Origin of the sequence: Acinetobacter sp. NRRL B-65365 (assembly GCF_001605865.1) — a bacterium.
GTDB lineage: Bacteria > Pseudomonadota > Gammaproteobacteria > Pseudomonadales > Moraxellaceae > Acinetobacter > Acinetobacter vivianii.
Genome location: NZ_LRPD01000078.1, coordinates 1 through 15383 on the forward strand (window position 1 = coordinate 1; position 15383 = coordinate 15383).

At 39.6% G+C, this 15383-nt stretch carries 19 protein-coding genes; 15 read left to right on the forward strand and 4 right to left on the reverse strand.

The annotated features are described in order from the left end of the window. The first annotated feature begins 163 nt into the window (after positions 1-163). The 8 genes from AWW72_RS17875 to AWW72_RS17910 all read left to right on the forward strand — a co-directional run bounded on the left by AWW72_RS17875 (position 164) and on the right by AWW72_RS17910 (position 5113). Complete coding sequence (locus tag AWW72_RS17875; protein ID WP_062848209.1) at positions 164-1090, forward strand: PD-(D/E)XK nuclease-like domain-containing protein; 927 nt, start codon at positions 164-166, stop codon at positions 1088-1090. Positions 1091-1105: 15 nt separating this feature from the next. After that, positions 1106-2749 (forward strand): hypothetical protein, encoded by a 1644-nt coding sequence (locus AWW72_RS17880; protein WP_062848210.1) that lies wholly within the window; start codon positions 1106-1108, stop codon positions 2747-2749. Between the two features lie 62 nt (positions 2750-2811). Continuing rightward, the gene (locus AWW72_RS17885; protein ID WP_062848211.1) at positions 2812-3039 is read left to right on the forward strand and encodes a helix-turn-helix domain-containing protein; all 228 of its coding nucleotides are present in this window, start codon (positions 2812-2814) and stop codon (positions 3037-3039) included. Continuing rightward, complete coding sequence (locus AWW72_RS17890; RefSeq protein WP_062848212.1) at positions 3036-3356, forward strand: hypothetical protein; 321 nt, start codon at positions 3036-3038, stop codon at positions 3354-3356. The genes AWW72_RS17885 and AWW72_RS17890 overlap by 4 nt, the downstream gene beginning before the upstream one ends. 9 nt (positions 3357-3365) lie before the next feature. Continuing rightward, positions 3366-3830 carry a DUF551 domain-containing protein gene (locus AWW72_RS17895; RefSeq protein ID WP_062848213.1) on the forward strand — a complete coding sequence of 155 codons (465 nt, stop codon included), beginning with the start codon at positions 3366-3368 and terminating at the stop codon, positions 3828-3830. Positions 3831-3833: 3 nt separating this feature from the next. Next, positions 3834-4289, forward strand: a complete 456-nt coding sequence (locus AWW72_RS17900) for a hypothetical protein (protein ID WP_062848214.1) — start codon at positions 3834-3836, stop codon at positions 4287-4289. Between the two features lie 2 nt (positions 4290-4291). Next, on the forward strand, positions 4292-4495 hold the full coding sequence (locus tag AWW72_RS17905; RefSeq protein ID WP_062848215.1) for a helix-turn-helix transcriptional regulator: 204 nt from the start codon (positions 4292-4294) through the stop codon (positions 4493-4495). A 243-nt stretch (positions 4496-4738) separates the two neighbouring features. Then, on the forward strand, positions 4739-5113 hold the full coding sequence (locus AWW72_RS17910) for an MCR_0457 family protein (protein WP_062848216.1): 375 nt from the start codon (positions 4739-4741) through the stop codon (positions 5111-5113). Between the two features lie 100 nt (positions 5114-5213). Here AWW72_RS17910 and AWW72_RS17915 read toward each other — a convergent pair whose 3' ends face one another. Beyond that, a complete protein-coding gene (locus AWW72_RS17915) occupies positions 5214-5573 on the reverse strand; it encodes a VOC family protein (protein ID WP_062848217.1) in 360 nt (119 codons plus the stop codon). Between the two features lie 326 nt (positions 5574-5899). Between AWW72_RS17915 and AWW72_RS17920 the strand changes: the two genes are divergently transcribed. From AWW72_RS17920 to AWW72_RS17930, 3 genes are all read left to right on the forward strand, one after another. After that, the gene (locus AWW72_RS17920) at positions 5900-6304 is read left to right on the forward strand and encodes an MCR_0457 family protein (protein ID WP_004770474.1); all 405 of its coding nucleotides are present in this window, start codon (positions 5900-5902) and stop codon (positions 6302-6304) included. Positions 6305-6431: 127 nt separating this feature from the next. Beyond that, positions 6432-7580, forward strand: coding sequence for a D-alanyl-D-alanine carboxypeptidase PBP5/6 (gene dacC / locus AWW72_RS17925; RefSeq protein ID WP_062848218.1), 1149 nt, complete (start codon positions 6432-6434; stop codon positions 7578-7580). A 92-nt stretch (positions 7581-7672) separates the two neighbouring features. Further along, positions 7673-8218: a gamma carbonic anhydrase family protein gene (locus AWW72_RS17930; RefSeq protein ID WP_062848219.1), complete on the forward strand. Its 546-nt coding sequence runs from the start codon at positions 7673-7675 to the stop codon at positions 8216-8218. 16 nt (positions 8219-8234) lie between these two features. Here the strand turns inward: AWW72_RS17930 and AWW72_RS17935 are convergent, their stop codons facing one another. Beyond that, the gene (locus tag AWW72_RS17935) at positions 8235-8948 is read right to left on the reverse strand and encodes a nucleotidyltransferase domain-containing protein (protein ID WP_062848220.1); all 714 of its coding nucleotides are present in this window, start codon (positions 8946-8948) and stop codon (positions 8235-8237) included. A 101-nt stretch (positions 8949-9049) separates the two neighbouring features. Beyond that, a complete protein-coding gene (locus tag AWW72_RS17940; protein ID WP_062848221.1) occupies positions 9050-9571 on the reverse strand; it encodes a hypothetical protein in 522 nt (173 codons plus the stop codon). 173 nt (positions 9572-9744) lie between these two features. On the opposite strand from AWW72_RS17940, the gene AWW72_RS17945 reads away from it, so the two are divergent. The 4 genes from AWW72_RS17945 to purB are packed head-to-tail and all read left to right on the forward strand — an operon-like array spanning position 9745 to position 13563. After that, a complete protein-coding gene (locus AWW72_RS17945) occupies positions 9745-10233 on the forward strand; it encodes an NUDIX hydrolase (protein WP_062848222.1) in 489 nt (162 codons plus the stop codon). Between the two features lie 4 nt (positions 10234-10237). Then, positions 10238-11371 (forward strand): tRNA 2-thiouridine(34) synthase MnmA, encoded by a 1134-nt coding sequence (mnmA, locus tag AWW72_RS17950; protein ID WP_005258581.1) that lies wholly within the window; start codon positions 10238-10240, stop codon positions 11369-11371. An 18-nt stretch (positions 11372-11389) separates the two neighbouring features. Then, on the forward strand, positions 11390-12121 hold the full coding sequence (gene hflD, locus AWW72_RS17955) for a high frequency lysogenization protein HflD (RefSeq protein ID WP_004770483.1): 732 nt from the start codon (positions 11390-11392) through the stop codon (positions 12119-12121). 53 nt (positions 12122-12174) lie between these two features. Next, positions 12175-13563, forward strand: a complete 1389-nt coding sequence (gene purB / locus AWW72_RS17960; protein ID WP_062848223.1) for an adenylosuccinate lyase — start codon at positions 12175-12177, stop codon at positions 13561-13563. 74 nt (positions 13564-13637) lie between these two features. On the opposite strand, the gene AWW72_RS17965 is transcribed toward purB, so the two are convergent. Further along, on the reverse strand, positions 13638-15089 hold the full coding sequence (locus AWW72_RS17965; RefSeq protein ID WP_062848224.1) for an amino acid permease: 1452 nt from the start codon (positions 15087-15089) through the stop codon (positions 13638-13640). Positions 15090-15383: the final 294 nt, after the last annotated feature.

The window sequence follows — 15383 nt, forward strand, 5'->3', positions numbered from 1 at the left end:
CAACTGCTGGCGAATCAGGTGAGATCAGAATCCAATACTGGGATTCTAAAGCTGAACGCTATCGCACAGTAATTGGGTATATCGGTGAAGGTGGCTTAAAAGCAGAAACAGCATACAAATTAGATGAAAATCATAAGTTTGTTGAAGTGGAGGGCTAATATAGATGAACACCTCTATTACCATCGCCCAAGATAATCATTTAATTGCTGACATGAGTAATGATGAATATCACTCGCGCCCAGAATATAGCTCAAGTCAGTTAAAAGACTTGTTGCGTAGTGCTGCACACTTCTACTCTTTCAATATTGCCAAAGAGCATGAGAAGGAATCAAAGAAACACTTGGATTTTGGAACATTGGCTCATGCCTTGTTCCTTGAGCCAGAAGTTTTTGCAGATGAATTTAGTGTGCTGCCAGCAGATGCGCCAAAGCCGCCAACGGATGTTATGCGTAATGCTAAAAACCCGTCTGCAGATTCACTTGCTCGCATTGAATGGTGGGATGCATGGGAAGCTGAAAACGGCAAGAAAATTACGATCTCAGAAGATCAGTTGGCTGGTGCAAGGCGTATCGTTCGAAGCCTTCAAGAGCTAAGCATGTACGCCGTTATGCAAGATAACCCAGGTATGGCTGAGGCAAGTATTTTCTTCACCGATCCAATTTATGATTTGCAACTTCGTGTGCGCCCTGATTATCACATCATCCCATGTGATGCTTTTCCTAATGGTTTGATCATTGATGTGAAAACGGCGAACGATGCTCGCCCTATGGTGTTCTCTAAAGCTTGCGGCAACTTTGCCTACGATCTATCAGCTGTGATGTATCAAGAAGGCTTCCAGCAATATTACCAGACTGAAGATAAGCCAGATTTTATCTATCTGGTTGCTGAGAATGATGCGCCGTTTATCGCCAAACAATACAAAGCTTCAGATCTATTTTTAAGCGTAGGTGAAACACGCTATCGCAAGGCTAAAGAATTGCTCGCTGAATCTCAATTAATGAACGAATGGCAAGGTTACTCACCTGAATTAGAAGAAATCTTCTTGCCTTCGTATATGACAAAACTCGCTCTACAAAACGATTTTAACTAATTATAGGTATTTATTATGAACGCTCAACTTCAATCTGCACAATCTAATTCAGTTGGTTTTTTAAACGTTGAATCTTTTGAATTCTCACAACGTGTTGCGAACATGCTCTCGAATTCAACCTTGGTTCCTGAAGACTATCGTGCAGTAAAAAAGGTTAAGGCTGGCAAAGATAATAATGGAGTCATGCAATACCGTGACGAGCCGAACCCTAATGGCCTATCAAACTGCATTATTGCATTGAACATGGCAAATCGCATGGGTGCAGATACTTTAATGATCATGCAGAACCTGTATTTAATTGAAGGTCGCCCTTCATGGTCATCTCAATTTATCTTGGCATCAATCAACAACAGTGGACGCTTCTCACCTCTTCGCTATGAACTTGAGAGCCGTGGTGAAAAGGATGTTTCATACCAAGAAACCAATTGGTCGAATGGTCGCAAAAATACTGTTACCAAAACAATGCGTGTGCATGATGTGAGTTGCATTGCTTGGGCTACTGAACAAGGCGTGGCAATTCCTAATTTTTCTCTTGAAGATTTGAAAGAGCATGGTGGTGTATATAAATGCTGTAAAGCTTATGGAATCCCTGTTTTAGAATCTTCAAAAATCAGCATTGAAATGGCTATTAAAGAAGGTTGGTACACAAAGAACGGTAGCAAATGGCAAACTATGCCAGAGCAAATGCTCCGCTATCGCGCTGCATCGTTCTTTGGTCGTGTATATGCACCTGAAATATTAATGGGCTTACGTTCTGTTGAGGAAGAACAGGACATGATTGATGTAACCCCTGAACCAGAAGTTATAAATACGGCTGGTCAAGTACGCGCACTCAAACAAAAAATTCTTGCTTCTAAGTCATTGGCTGACTTAGCAAAACTGGAAGGTGAAATTGCTGAATTGTCGGAAGCTGACTGGGATGGCATTAATAGTATTTTTGTGGCTCAGCGTGGGAAATTTCTAGGTGAAGTTGTTGATGTAGAGCCTGTTAAAGATGTAACAACAGCAGAAGATACTCAACCTAAAGAACCAGAAAATAAAGTTACTGACCGCCGCCAGCCAAAGGATGTGGAAAAAGTATCATCTATGGCGATTCGCAAAGAATACCTTGTGAAGATGAATAAGGCTGGAAGTCTGGACGAACTAAATAAAATTCAGGATGAGTTTTTAGCGAATGATGGCCTAACTGATGCGCATCTGTCTTATTTAAAAGATACATATGTCCAGCTAAGTGAGAAGTTGCAGCCAGCTAAAGAAGCCCCTAAAGAAGAATCAACAACAGTAGATCCAATTAAAAGCAATTCAGTGAAATCAGGTCTTGAGCGCATGATTGCTGATGCAAAGGATGTAATTTCACTAGAAGCTGAAGTGGCACGTGCAATTAAGGGTAGTGAATCAAGCCTTACAAAACCAGATTACCAAGATCTACAACTAACTTACGCTCAACGCAAAGAGATTCTTGCACAGCAAGATATTTTTGAAGATTCGCCAAATACCGCAACAACCATTGATTCAACAATTCAAAAAATCAAGGCGGCACAGTCTCAAGATGAGATTAATGCAATCTTCGCCGATCCAGCGCTAGAGCAATACTCTGATGATGATATGGCGGTGCTGAATCAAGCGGCAGACATGCGTGAAGCAGAATTACAAGGTTAACAGGTTAAGCCCTGCTTAATCGCAGGGCGACCATAAATATTAAAACTATTTGGAGCAATAAAATGGGAAGCCCAGCAGTAGTAACAATTGAACAAATCAGAGAAGCGCTTAATTCAGGAAACAACCATGCCTATACTGATGTGTTAGCCATCCTAGAGAAAACATTGTTTGAATACACACTAATTAAAACCCGTGGCAATCAAACTAAAGCCGCTGAAATTCTCGGCTTAAATCGAACAACACTGCGCAAGCGCTTATCAACTCACAGAATTGGCAAGGTGGCATCATGAATACTCAATTAGAAATTAATGACTATAAGATTTTTCAGAATGGTGATGATGCTGTATATGCGGCTAAATCTAAAGAAGCGGTTTATGACTATTTTGTTGAAAATTACGGCTCGACTGAAGAATGCCAAGATGAAACTAAAGAGCAATTTATTGCAAATTTAATGGAAATCGAACTCGATAGCGAAATTGCAAAGCGCGATCGCACATGGATTAGTGAAGATACTGGTGAGACGTTTGATACATCGTATTATCAGGAATACAAAATTGCGGCTGAAAAAGATAAAGGCACCGCCGTTATCGCTTATTTAACTTGGTGAGGTGGCGGCATGAATATTGAAAAAGAACGCGAGGCTTTTGAGCAACACTTAACAGATACAGGTCTTGTTGAATTTGCTGGTTATGGCTTTGAGGTTGATGAATGTGATGAATATACACATGAACCTACAAATGTTGCATGGGGTACATGGCAAATTGGTATGAATAGAGCCCAAGCACATGAAGCCAAAAAGCTTGAAGGCTGCGTGGTGGTGCCTGAATGGATTTCAACAAAGGAATCCTTGCCAGCCGAGGGTGTTGAAGTGCTTGTGCACCGTTATGGTCAGGTAATTCAAGCAACGAAAGATAGTGGATATGCAGGCGGATTTAAAGAGCGCAACTGCTATGGATGGCAAGCAACTTTTGATGTCACCTACTGGATGCCTAAAAACTTCAAACTTCCAGAAAGTTACTCATTCTATTACAACGATGAGCATCCATACAAAGTAACAATGGTAGAAGCAGCAAGGGGCTGAAAAATGAAATTAGCATTATTGGTTTATTTTGCGGGTATAGCAAACAGCATATCATTACTCTTTGCAATAATTACTGCTCTTGCAGTTAGCTATGCGCTTTATACATGTTGTTTTGTTCCAAACTTAGGTGAAGAAAGAATTTATAGTTTTGATTCAGATAAAGAAAAGGCAGAAAAGAAGGCTTTTAATGATTCTCTGCCAGAACTAAAAGCAAAAGCATCTGCAAAAGTAAAACTTGTTATATTTGGCGCGTTAATCACTGGATTTTTTTCAGCAATAATTCCAAGTGAGAAAACCATATATTTAATGGCTGGTGCATATGCCACCGAGCAAATAGCATTAAACGAAAGAGTTCAAAAAATTGGATCAGATGTTCTTGAAGTAATTGAAACGAAACTTGGTGAAATGAAAAAAAGTGATTCTACCAAGAAAGAAGCAAAAGCGAATGCGGAGGGGTGAAGATGCAGATTGATCGTAGAGTTCGGGCGAAAGAGTTTATGCAGTTACTCTCAATTAAGAAGGATGCATTTTACTCTCGCATTAAAACAGGAGAAATTGAACAGCCTGTTCGGATCAACAAAAAAGATGTTTTCTGGCATGAATCTTATGTGAAACAGAAAGTCGAAGAACATAAGATTGAATCTGGTACACCAGCCTGCTCATAGCAGGCTTTATTATTTTTTATATTCTAGGTTGCATTTAAAAAAACGGGTAACGCAACGGGTATTCTCTACTACATCAATTCAAGATTATATAATTAACAACGACTTATATTTAAAATGTGCATTTGCAATTAAAATATTCACTAAAATCAATTCTCTTCAATGTTACTAAGCAGTTTTTTCAATTGAATTATTCTTTGAATTATATATATTTATGGCTTCTTAGTATTAAAAATTTACGCAGCCATGAGACATTTATCTAATTTTCTTAAAGTTTTTGGGGTGAGTTTCACGCTTTTTACAGCACCTGTTGTATTTGCAGATGAAGCGGTTTCAGTTAAAGAAGCAGATGCACTGATTAAAGATGATATTGCCAATGCGCAAGTACTGATTGAGATGTGTCCAGCTCTGATTGGTAAAAATGCCAAATTTGATCAAAACATCAAAAAAATGGTCGGAACTTATTTAAGTAACTATTCTGACAAATCAGCTTCGCTTGAGAGTTTGCAAAAAGATGCTGAATTTAAAAGTTTGTTGAAGGATGCCCATGAAGCGGCAACTGAAGTCGACAAGGCTGAGCAAAAAGCTGTATGTGAAGAAGTATTGAATTTCGAAGGTTAATCACACTTTAGAATATCAGTGTGGTTTTAAATCTAGATTGTTTAAAACCACACCTTCTCCATTTCATCATCCACATCATATCCTTATATCGCTACAGCCATTACCATGCATCTGGCTCACGAACCATATGAATAATATTTGCAGGGCTGGTAATCCATCCACCCTTAAAACCTTCGGGCAAAGGCTCAATCGCATCACAACGCACAACACCCGCTTCATTTAGATATTGAGCTGCTTCAGCAAAATCATCCGTAAATAGTTCAAGCCAAAGTTCTGCCTGACTCATCTCTGGTACGGCGGCGATCCACAGTTTGACTGGCCCGAATTCAAAACCAATATCAGGTTCTTTTTCTGTAATCTGTTTAAGACCAATCACATCCCGATAAAATGCAACCGTCACTTCAAATTGATGAGGTGGAAGTTTTAGTGCGATATCAACACCACCATTAAACCTATTCATTCTTTTACTCCTTACGTTAATCTCTTCTTTCTTTATTAACTCCTTCTTATCATTTTAATTTTCCACCTCACTTCTTGATGGCTATTTTTTAATCTTGTTTAAGTCTATACAGGATGTCAAGTGAACTCATGCCATCCTCCACACACAGCGAAAGCAAGACGAATACAGCAGGAGAAAATCGCTTAAATCTATTGAAGAATTTTCAATTCTGAAAATTTAAACCCACACTTTCTCCACGTTTCCTACAGCAAACATACAATTTTTTACCTGCTTCTATGCTATAAGTTATTCAAATTCTTTAAGTCTTGTTCTGAGTTTGATTTCTTATGAAGAAAAATGTTTTTAAAACACTAGGTTTATCATTTCTCATCGCTTCTAGCGCTTTAGCTCCTACAGCATTTGCGGCAGATAAAAAATCTACGGATGCAGAAAAGATTGAAGTGACCCCAACTTCTGATAGCGTAACCAAGCAAGAGCTTGCAGCGATCTATGTTCTCTCTGAAATTTGTCCAAGCCTGATTGGCAAAGATTTAAAATTTAACAAAGCCTATGACAATCTGGTTAAAGCTTATTTAAATAATGACCCGAAAGCAGTTGAAACTTTAAATAAACGTGTAAAAGGCCAAGATTTTAAAGAGGCTTTAAAAGAAGCACGTAGTGATGCAAAAGCAGCATCTGACAGTGATAATCGTCAAATTTGCGATGATGTCCGTAATTATTATTCCAAATAAGATGAACAATTAAGGTTCAGGTTACAATACTGTATGAAAAAGCCGATTTCCCCCGTAGAAGTCGGCTTTGCTTTATCCTAAAATGCTAGGCTCGTCTGCTTCATACAAGATATTGGAACCACCTAGAATGACACACAAAAGCGCTCTTGCTGCATTATTACTTTTGCCAAGCTTTTCATATGCAGCAACTGTCCTATCCGCTCCACCAGAATTAAATAATAAATCCTACGTATTAATGGATTACGAGACTGGACAGATTCTCGCTGCCAAAAACGAAAATGAAAAACTTGCACCAGCTTCAATGACAAAAATGATGACAAGCTACATCATTGAGCAGAAACTTTTAAAGGGTGAATTGACTGAAAACGAACAGGTACGCATGAATGAATCTGCGTGGTGTCGTGGTAGCAGCTCTGAATCATGTATGTATGTTCCATTAAATGGCACTGCAACTGTTTTAGAAATGTTACGTGGGATTATCATCCAGTCAGGTAATGATGCTTCTAAAGCAATGGCTGAACATATCGCGGGCAATGAAGGTACATTTGCTCATATGATGAACCAAGAAGCAAAGCGTGTTGGTATGGTGAATACTCACTTTATCAACTCAACAGGTATGCCAGCTGAAGGTCATTATTCAACAGCCAAAGATATGGCAATCCTTGCACAGCACATCATTAAAGACAGTTCTAAATACTATCCAATCTATTCAGAAAAAGAATTTGCTTTTAATGGCATCAAGCAAGGCAACCGTAATGCCCTGCTTTATACAGATCCAAGCGTTGATGGTTTAAAAACAGGTCATACCAATGAAGCAGGTTTCTGCTTAACCACCTCAAGTAAACGCGGCCCAATGCGTTTGATCTCAGTGATCTTTGGTACACCAAGCATGAATGAACGTGCCAGCCAAACGCGTACATTATTGGCGTGGGGCTTTGCAAACTTTGAAACTGCAAACGTTCAACCAGCTAATCAAGTTCTTGCTAAAGCCAAAGTATGGTTTGGTAAACAAGATGAAGTTCAAATCGGCCTAGCTGAAAACTTCAATGTCACCATGCCTAAAGGTCAAGTAGACAAAATCAAAACTCAGCTTGTGGTTCAACCTAAACTGAATGCACCTTTAGCGAAAGGTCAAGTGGTTGGTAAGTTAGTGGCTAGCCTTGATGGCAAAGTGATTGCTGAAAAACCGCTTGTTGCATTAAAACCTGTTGAAGAAGCCGGTTTCTTTGCACGTATGATTGACCATATCAAAATGTTCTTCAGCAACTTATTCTAATTTTTAGAATAGTCAGATTAAGCATTCATGCTCTTGGGCATGAATGCTTTTTTATTTTATAATTACTCTAAATTTTCCAATCGAAAGCCACTATGCCAAAGAACATCCGTCCCTATCTAGACCAAAAACCTGATGTTGATCCAAGCTGTTACGTGGATGAAATGTCAGTTGTGGTTGGTGATGTCAAATTAGCAGAGAATGTTTCTGTCTGGCCTTTTGCTGTGATTCGCGGTGATGTAAATTCAATTCAGATTGGTAAAAATAGTAATGTACAAGATCACTGTATGTTACATGTCAGCCATAAGAATCAATCTAAACCGAATGGTTCTCCACTCGTCATTGGAGAAGATGTAACGGTTGGGCATCATGTGACTTTACATGGTTGTACCATTGGCAATCGTGTCTTGATTGGAATTAATACTGTTGTTTTAGATGACGTGATCATTGAAGATGATGTAATGATTGGTGCTGGTAGTCTTGTTCCGCCACGTAAAGTGTTAAAAAGCGGTTATTTGTATGTCGGTAGCCCAGTACAACAAGTGCGTGCACTGACTGAAAAAGAAATGGAATTTTTACCTTATTCAGCACGCCATTATGTGAAAGTGAAGGATAATTATTTAGATCAATCACAAGACTAAGCTAAAAAAACCAGTACTAAACGAGATGAGCCTCTATCCAAGTATAAATCTCTCTTAGCTTATTAAGAGAGATCTCATCGATTAACTTAGGGCTATTAAGCTCTTTTAATAATAAGTAGAGTTCATCTTTTTGTTGAGGATAAACCTGTATTGCTTGATCAATGGTGTCGTTTAAACTTAATGGCCACTTTTCAACATGCGGTAAGGTTAAAGGTAGCAATCGGATCATTCTTTTAATTAAAGATTTTTTTATATTGCTCAACTCTTCTAGAGGCTTTTCTTTTAATTCTAACCAATCAAAATAGCGGTGTATCTCTTCATAATGTCCCTCGTTAATTGCCTGGATTACCTCTCTATCAATCTCTATATCTTGAAAAAAACGGGTTAAATCTTGGCCGTAAACAGCTGTACAAAAAAATTTAATCCATGCACCCCAACTCTTCCTATTCTGTTGATCTAGGATCTCCTTTAAATAACCAACATCAATATCAATCTTTGGGATAAATGGGTAACTAGTAATCAAGCTTGATTTTATTTTAGCGAGTTTTTGATCCAGATTCTCAATTTGATGCTTAAAGACCACACATATATCTAAATCTGACTGACCGACAACCGCTTTTCCTTGCGCAACACTTCCATAAATGTAAAGGCTATCAAGCTCCGTCATGAATTCTCTAGTAAAAACCGAGATTAGATCGTCTAAAATTGGCTGATATGCCTTTTGAATCATATTTATATCTCTATGCAGCAATATCTTAAAAAGACCATCACTGTCTATTTTTATTTAATAAATACCCTATATTAGTTAGTTAATAAATCTTATGACTAACTTTAAGCATTGCTCCACTTCTTATCTAAAACCTTTAATTCATTAATAGCCTGCTCAAATTGTGCAAACTGAAATGTTAACTCTGGCGTACTTTTAGGATATTCCCAAATAACAGAAGTCACGATATCTTGAAGATTTCCAAATGCCTGACCAAACCTTACCCATTTCACTTCTATGTCAGTGACAATTTGCTCAACCACAATGACACTACATATCAAATCTAGATCATCAGGACAAACTAAAAGTGGAACAATTGTAGAAATTGGTCCATATTCAGAAAAATTGGGCGTTAAAAGTCTCCAAGCATGACTTAATGCTAACTCACTCTCAAAGTCATATAGCCAGCCTTGAGCTGGAACCAAATTATCTGCTCGCTCAAAAATATTCGTATTCTCATGCACCCATAAGTTTAGAGGTACATCATCAATTGCAAGAATTGGAAATGGGTTTAAATTATTACTTGCGTCATGAATACACCCATGAATTGGATGTTCATCTAAGAAAATGGCTGAAATTGACTGCATATGTTTCAAAAAATTGGAAAAATATAAAATATATTAAACACTAATTGATTCATGCATAACTTTACAACAAAAACATAACTTTTAGTGGTAGTAAGAAAATTGCTAAACGACATCAACTAGCCACCGCGCCTCAAATTTTGTAGAATACATTTTTTAAAACCATGGTGCTTTCTATGACCGCTTGGACACCTCATGTCACAGTCGCCACTGTTGTCGAAAAAGACGGACGTTTTCTGTTTGTTGAAGAACACAGCGAAGGCTTTGTACATACCGTGTTTAATCAACCTGCTGGTCATGTAGAATGTGGTGAAACCATTATTCAGGCAGCGATTCGTGAGACTCTGGAAGAAACAGGTCATCATGTTGAAATCGATCATCTGCTCGGTATCTATAGCTACACTCCTCCAATGTTCCCCGATCGTACCTATTATCGTTTTTGCTTTCTGGCACATGTCACATCAGTTGTAGAAAATGCGCAGCTGGATACAGGTATCGTGGGTGCTGTGTGGATGAATCTGGATGAGCTACAAGAATCTGCACGAGCGCGCAGTCCATTGGTTCTAAAAGCTATTGAAGATGCCCTTGCTGGCAAAAAATATCCTTTATCGCTTATTTATGAGCACCCTTTCTCTCCCTCATTAACTTCTCATTTGGATGCTTAATTAGATGCAACAACGTGTCATCGTCGGTATGTCTGGTGGTGTAGATTCCTCTGTTTCTGCCGCACTGTTACTTCAACAAGGATATCAAGTTGAAGGTCTTTTCATGAAAAACTGGGAAGAAGATGATGGTACGGATTACTGCACAGCCCTTGAAGACTTGGCAGATGCTCAGGCCGTTGCAGATAAAATTGGCATCAAACTACATACTGCCAACTTTGCCATGGAATATTGGGATCGTGTATTCGAGCATTTCCTCGCTGAATATGCTGCGGGCCGTACACCGAACCCAGATATTCTCTGTAATAAAGAAATTAAGTTCCGTGCGTTTCTCGACCATGCCATGACTTTAGGTGCAGATTTCATTGCAACAGGTCACTATGCGCGTCGTGGTGCAAGCATGCAGAATTCTCGTGGTGAAACCTATGCGCCATTACTCCGTGGTATCGATAACAATAAAGACCAGACTTATTTTTTACATGCAGTACATGGTCGTGAAATTAACAAGACCTTGTTCCCTGTAGGTGAAATCGAGAAACCAGAAGTTCGTCGCATTGCAGAAGAACTAGATCTGGCAACTGCCAAGAAAAAAGACTCCACTGGTATCTGTTTTATTGGTGAACGTCGCTTTACTGATTTCTTAAAACAATACTTACCTGCACAAGCTGGAAAAATTGTTTTGGAATCAGGTAAAGAAGTTGGTGAACATCACGGCTTAATGTACTATACGCTGGGTCAACGCGGTGGTATTGGTATCGGTGGTATGAAAGGTGTGCAAGAAGGCGCATGGTTCGTGCTGCATAAGGATATTGCCAATAACCGACTAGTGATTGGACAAGGACATGAACATCCATTGATGCAAAGCACACAGCTTTGGAGTGAGTCGATTGACTGGGTGGCTGGCGAACAGGATATTCCAACGACAGGTTTCCGTTGCACAGCAAAAACCCGTTATCGCCAACCTGATCAAGCGTGTACAATCTACCGCGATGAACAGACTGAAAATGGTGTGCGTGTTGAATTTGATGAACCGCAACGTGCGGTGACTCCAGGACAAAGCGTCGTGTTCTACTCAGGAGAGGTTTGCTTAGGCGGTGGTGTGATTCACCATACTAATGCACCTGAACCAGATTTTATTTAAGGAAATTGGAAGCGAAGCATGGTCGAGTTACCCTTTCAGCACACTCAAGCGTTGAATGTTAGACAAAACCGTGCTTTGGCATTGGCGGCAGTCTTTCAGGCAACTCAGCTAACGCATATGACAGCGATGGCGGGTCAACAAAGCATTGGTGATAGTGGTAATTTTTATTTTGAATTACTGATCAAGGCCAGCCTAAACATCCGCCCGACTTCAAATAAGGCGACTCAAACGCTCGATTTCTTTAATCAGCTTGCTGATATTTCCCTTGGTTTAAAAACTTTAGAAGGCTGCATTACCCAGCCTTTTAATACTGCACCGAAATCTCGTGTGCCAAAAATGTCGACTGCCAAGTTACCAATGTCCTATGCAATGGCTTTATTGCAGCTGGAAAAGAAAGTCTACAGCAATCCTGAATACGTCAAAATTATTGAAACCGCTCAACAAAAAATCTTAAAACAGCTCTCTTTTTTCGATAATAATTATTTGCACCCAAGCATTATTGCCAACCTCGCACAAACCTATGTTGAAACCGCAGGCCAAATTAATCCGCGCATTTTAGTCCGTGGTAATGCAGAAGCATTTAAAGATATCAATCATACCAACCGTATCCGAGCTTGCCTGTTTACAGGCTTACAGCTTGCCCATTTATGGAAACAATCTGGCGGCAGCTCGTGGAGTATGATCTTTAGTAAACGCAAATTATTGCAAGATATTCAAGCTCTCGCTCGTTTGCAGTATCAGGTGGTATAGCCGATGCGCCAACGATTTTATTTTTATGTTTATTCCAAAATTAAGGAATCTGTATGAATGCTTTAACCGCACTCTCGCCACTTGATGGACGTTACGCTAGCAAATGCGATGCCCTACGCCCTTTTTTGTCTGAGTTTGGTTTAATCCACGCTCGTGTCACGGTTGAAGTGCGTTGGTTACAAGCACTTGCAAATCGTGCAGAAATCATCGAAGTTGCACCATTCTCAAATGAAACCAATGCAGCGCTAGATGCGATTGTGACCAACTTCTCTGAAGAAGATGCAACTCGCATTAAAGAAATCGAACGCACCACCAACCACGATGTAAAAGCAGTTGAATACTTCCTTAAAGAAAAAATTGCCAACATTGATGAATTAAAAAATGCTGGTGAATTTATTCACTTCGCATGTACTTCTGAAGACATTAACAACCTGTCTCATGCATTGATGCTAAAAAATGGTCGTGAAGTTTTAGTTGCAAGCATGAAGCAACTTCTCAATGCGATCTCTGCTTTGGCAACCACACATGCCGAACAGCCAATGTTGTCTCGTACGCATGGTCAAACTGCAAGCCCAACCACATTGGGTAAAGAGATGGCGAACGTTGCTTACCGTTTAGCACGTCAAATTAAGCAATTTGAAAATGTTGAATTACTTGGCAAGATCAATGGTGCAGTAGGTAACTACAACGCTCACCTTTCTGCTTATCCTGAAATTGACTGGGCTGCACATGCACAAGCATTTGTTGAGTCTTTAGGCTTGGCATTTAACCCATACACCACGCAAATCGAGCCACATGACTATATGGCTGAATTGTTTGATGCGTTACGTCGTTTCAATACGATTCTGATCGACTTTAACCGTGACGTTTGGGGTTATATCTCGCTTGGTTACTTCAAACAAAAGTTAAAAGATGGCGAAGTTGGTTCTTCAACCATGCCACACAAAGTGAATCCGATTGACTTTGAAAACTCTGAAGGTAACTTGGGTATTGCCAATGCAGTATTGGGTCATCTTGGTGAAAAACTTCCTGTTTCTCGCTGGCAGCGTGACTTAACCGACTCAACTGTATTGCGTAATATGGGTGTTGGTTTTGCGCAAAGCTTGATTGCTTTTGATGCCTGCTTAAAAGGTGTAGGTAAACTTGAACTCAATGCTGCACGTTTAAATGAAGATTTAGACCAAGCACAAGAAGTTCTTGCAGAGCCAATTCAAACAGTTATGCGTCGTTATAACGTTGAAAAGCCATACGAAAAATTAAAAGCCCTGACTCGTGGTCAAGCTATGACGCGCGACATGATGGTGAACTTCGTTAAAGGTGACGAACTTGCTCAAGTTCCAGAAGATGAGCGTACTCGTCTGGCTGAGCTTACACCTGCAACCTACACGGGTAATGCAGCAGAACAAGCCAAACAAATCAATGATTTAATCAGCAAAATCTAACTGATGACATAAAAAAGCAGAGCTTCGGCTCTGCTTTTTTGTTTTTAAACTCGGTCCGCTCCACTCAATCCTGCTTAAACATAATCCATACTTCTGGCTTTTAATACATCCAGCTCCAGCATCTTTTTCTTTTTACGGCGATAGGCAATAAACAGACCAAAAAACCAGATGGGTGAAACTGCCAATGCAATCAAGGTATCATGATCCAATGCCAAGATAACGATGGTAAATACCAAAAATGACATCGTGAACCATGCCATGATTAAGCCACCAGGCATTTTAAACTTAGACTGCTGATGCAACTCAGGAAACTTCTTACGATAACAAATATAAGAAAGAACAATCAGTATAAAGGTAAACACACATAAGATCGAAGTCAGCGCTGAAATGATGGTAAACGCTGTCATGACATTCGGCACAATAAATAAAATCGAAGTACCGATGGTGACGCAAGTCATGGAGAAAACCAACCCACGAATCGGCACTTTTCTTTTTGATAATTTACTAAAACTTTTAGGCGCATCATTATCCAATGACAAACCATAAAGCATACGACTGGTTGCAAAAATACCGCTATTGGCAGAAGATAGCGCCGACGTCGCCACCACAAAATTAACCAAGCCAGCCGCAATCGGTAAGCCGATCAGTGAGAACATCTCAACAAATGGACTTTTTTCTGGTGAAATTTTTGCCCAAGACGTGACTGCGATGATACATACCAACGCCCCGACATAAAATAGCAGGATACGTAATGGAATGGAGTTAATCGCTTTCGGCAGGGATTTATGCGGATCTTTGGTTTCAGCCGCTGTGGTCCCCACCAACTCAATCCCGACAAAGGCAAAAATCGCAATCTGGAACCCAGCCAAAAATCCAGTAAGACCATAAGGAAACATGGATTCAGTTTCAAATACGTGGCTCATCGAAGCCTTTACACCGCTTGGAGAAGTAAAACCTGTACTAATTAAATAAATCCCTGCAAGGATAAATAGGATAATGGCAGAGACTTTAATTAAGGAAAACCAGAACTCCAGCTCACCAAACATTCGGACGGCGACAAAATTCAAAATCGTCAATATCGCCAGCGAAGTAAATGCCGGAATCCAGACAGGCACATCGGGATACCAAAACTGCATGTAACCACCAATCACAATGACATCTGCGATTGCGGTAATAATCCAGTTCCCCCAATACGACCAACCCAGAAAAAAGCCAGCCCAAGGGCCTATATACGCGGTTGCAAAATCAGCAAAGGTTTTAAAATTGGTATTTGCCAGCAACAGTTCACCCATCGCCCGCATCACAAAGAAAAAGAAAAAGCCGATAATCAAATAAGTTAGAACAATGGAGGTACCCGAAACGCTCAAGGTTTTGCCAGAACCCATAAACAAACCAGTACCAATTGCGCCACCAATCGCAATCATCTGAATATGACGATTGGTCAAAGAGCGTTGTAACTTTTCCTCATCCTGCTGATTCTCTGACAGGTCTTCATCCTGAAGTTGCTTTTCTTTATTATGACTCATGTAATCCTTACTCCAACTTACAACAACCGTTATAAGCACTTGATAAAAATAAAATATTTTTAAGCTGCTTTAATATAAAAATTCCATTTAGTTCAATAAAATTATTTTAAAATGAATATCTTAGTTCATTCACCTCACCTATAAATCCTTTCCATGTATTACTTATTGAGCCACTAAAATCTGTTCTTATTGATCAAAATTATTTTAGGCGCAAGCATCATATCCTATTCATCAGCCACTTTAGGAGCAGACCTCGCTTTTCCGCTCAATTAGCAAGCAATTAAACGTGAAATA

Bases quoted from the DNA above. Each gene is read 5' to 3' on its own strand.
- AWW72_RS17875 (WP_062848209.1), top strand. From the start codon at position 164: ATGAACACCTCTATTACCATCGCCCAAGATAATCATTTAATTGCTGAC.
- AWW72_RS17905 (WP_062848215.1), top strand. From the start codon at position 4,292: ATGCAGATTGATCGTAGAGTTCGGGCGAAAGAGTTTATGCAGTTACTC.
- purB (WP_062848223.1), top strand. From the start codon at position 12,175: ATGAATGCTTTAACCGCACTCTCGCCACTTGATGGACGTTACGCTAGC.
- AWW72_RS17915 (WP_062848217.1), bottom strand. From the start codon at position 5,573: ATGAATAGGTTTAATGGTGGTGTTGATATCGCACTAAAACTTCCACCT.
- AWW72_RS17965 (WP_062848224.1), bottom strand. From the start codon at position 15,089: ATGAGTCATAATAAAGAAAAGCAACTTCAGGATGAAGACCTGTCAGAG.
- AWW72_RS17940 (WP_062848221.1), bottom strand. From the start codon at position 9,571: ATGCAGTCAATTTCAGCCATTTTCTTAGATGAACATCCAATTCATGGG.
- AWW72_RS17920 (WP_004770474.1), top strand. From the start codon at position 5,900: ATGAAGAAAAATGTTTTTAAAACACTAGGTTTATCATTTCTCATCGCT.
- AWW72_RS17890 (WP_062848212.1), top strand. From the start codon at position 3,036: ATGAATACTCAATTAGAAATTAATGACTATAAGATTTTTCAGAATGGT.
- AWW72_RS17945 (WP_062848222.1), top strand. From the start codon at position 9,745: ATGACCGCTTGGACACCTCATGTCACAGTCGCCACTGTTGTCGAAAAA.
- AWW72_RS17900 (WP_062848214.1), top strand. From the start codon at position 3,834: ATGAAATTAGCATTATTGGTTTATTTTGCGGGTATAGCAAACAGCATA.
- AWW72_RS17885 (WP_062848211.1), top strand. From the start codon at position 2,812: ATGGGAAGCCCAGCAGTAGTAACAATTGAACAAATCAGAGAAGCGCTT.
- mnmA (WP_005258581.1), top strand. From the start codon at position 10,238: ATGCAACAACGTGTCATCGTCGGTATGTCTGGTGGTGTAGATTCCTCT.
- AWW72_RS17895 (WP_062848213.1), top strand. From the start codon at position 3,366: ATGAATATTGAAAAAGAACGCGAGGCTTTTGAGCAACACTTAACAGAT.
- AWW72_RS17880 (WP_062848210.1), top strand. From the start codon at position 1,106: ATGAACGCTCAACTTCAATCTGCACAATCTAATTCAGTTGGTTTTTTA.
- AWW72_RS17910 (WP_062848216.1), top strand. From the start codon at position 4,739: ATGAGACATTTATCTAATTTTCTTAAAGTTTTTGGGGTGAGTTTCACG.
- AWW72_RS17935 (WP_062848220.1), bottom strand. From the start codon at position 8,948: ATGATTCAAAAGGCATATCAGCCAATTTTAGACGATCTAATCTCGGTT.
- dacC (WP_062848218.1), top strand. From the start codon at position 6,432: ATGACACACAAAAGCGCTCTTGCTGCATTATTACTTTTGCCAAGCTTT.
- AWW72_RS17930 (WP_062848219.1), top strand. From the start codon at position 7,673: ATGCCAAAGAACATCCGTCCCTATCTAGACCAAAAACCTGATGTTGAT.
- hflD (WP_004770483.1), top strand. From the start codon at position 11,390: ATGGTCGAGTTACCCTTTCAGCACACTCAAGCGTTGAATGTTAGACAA.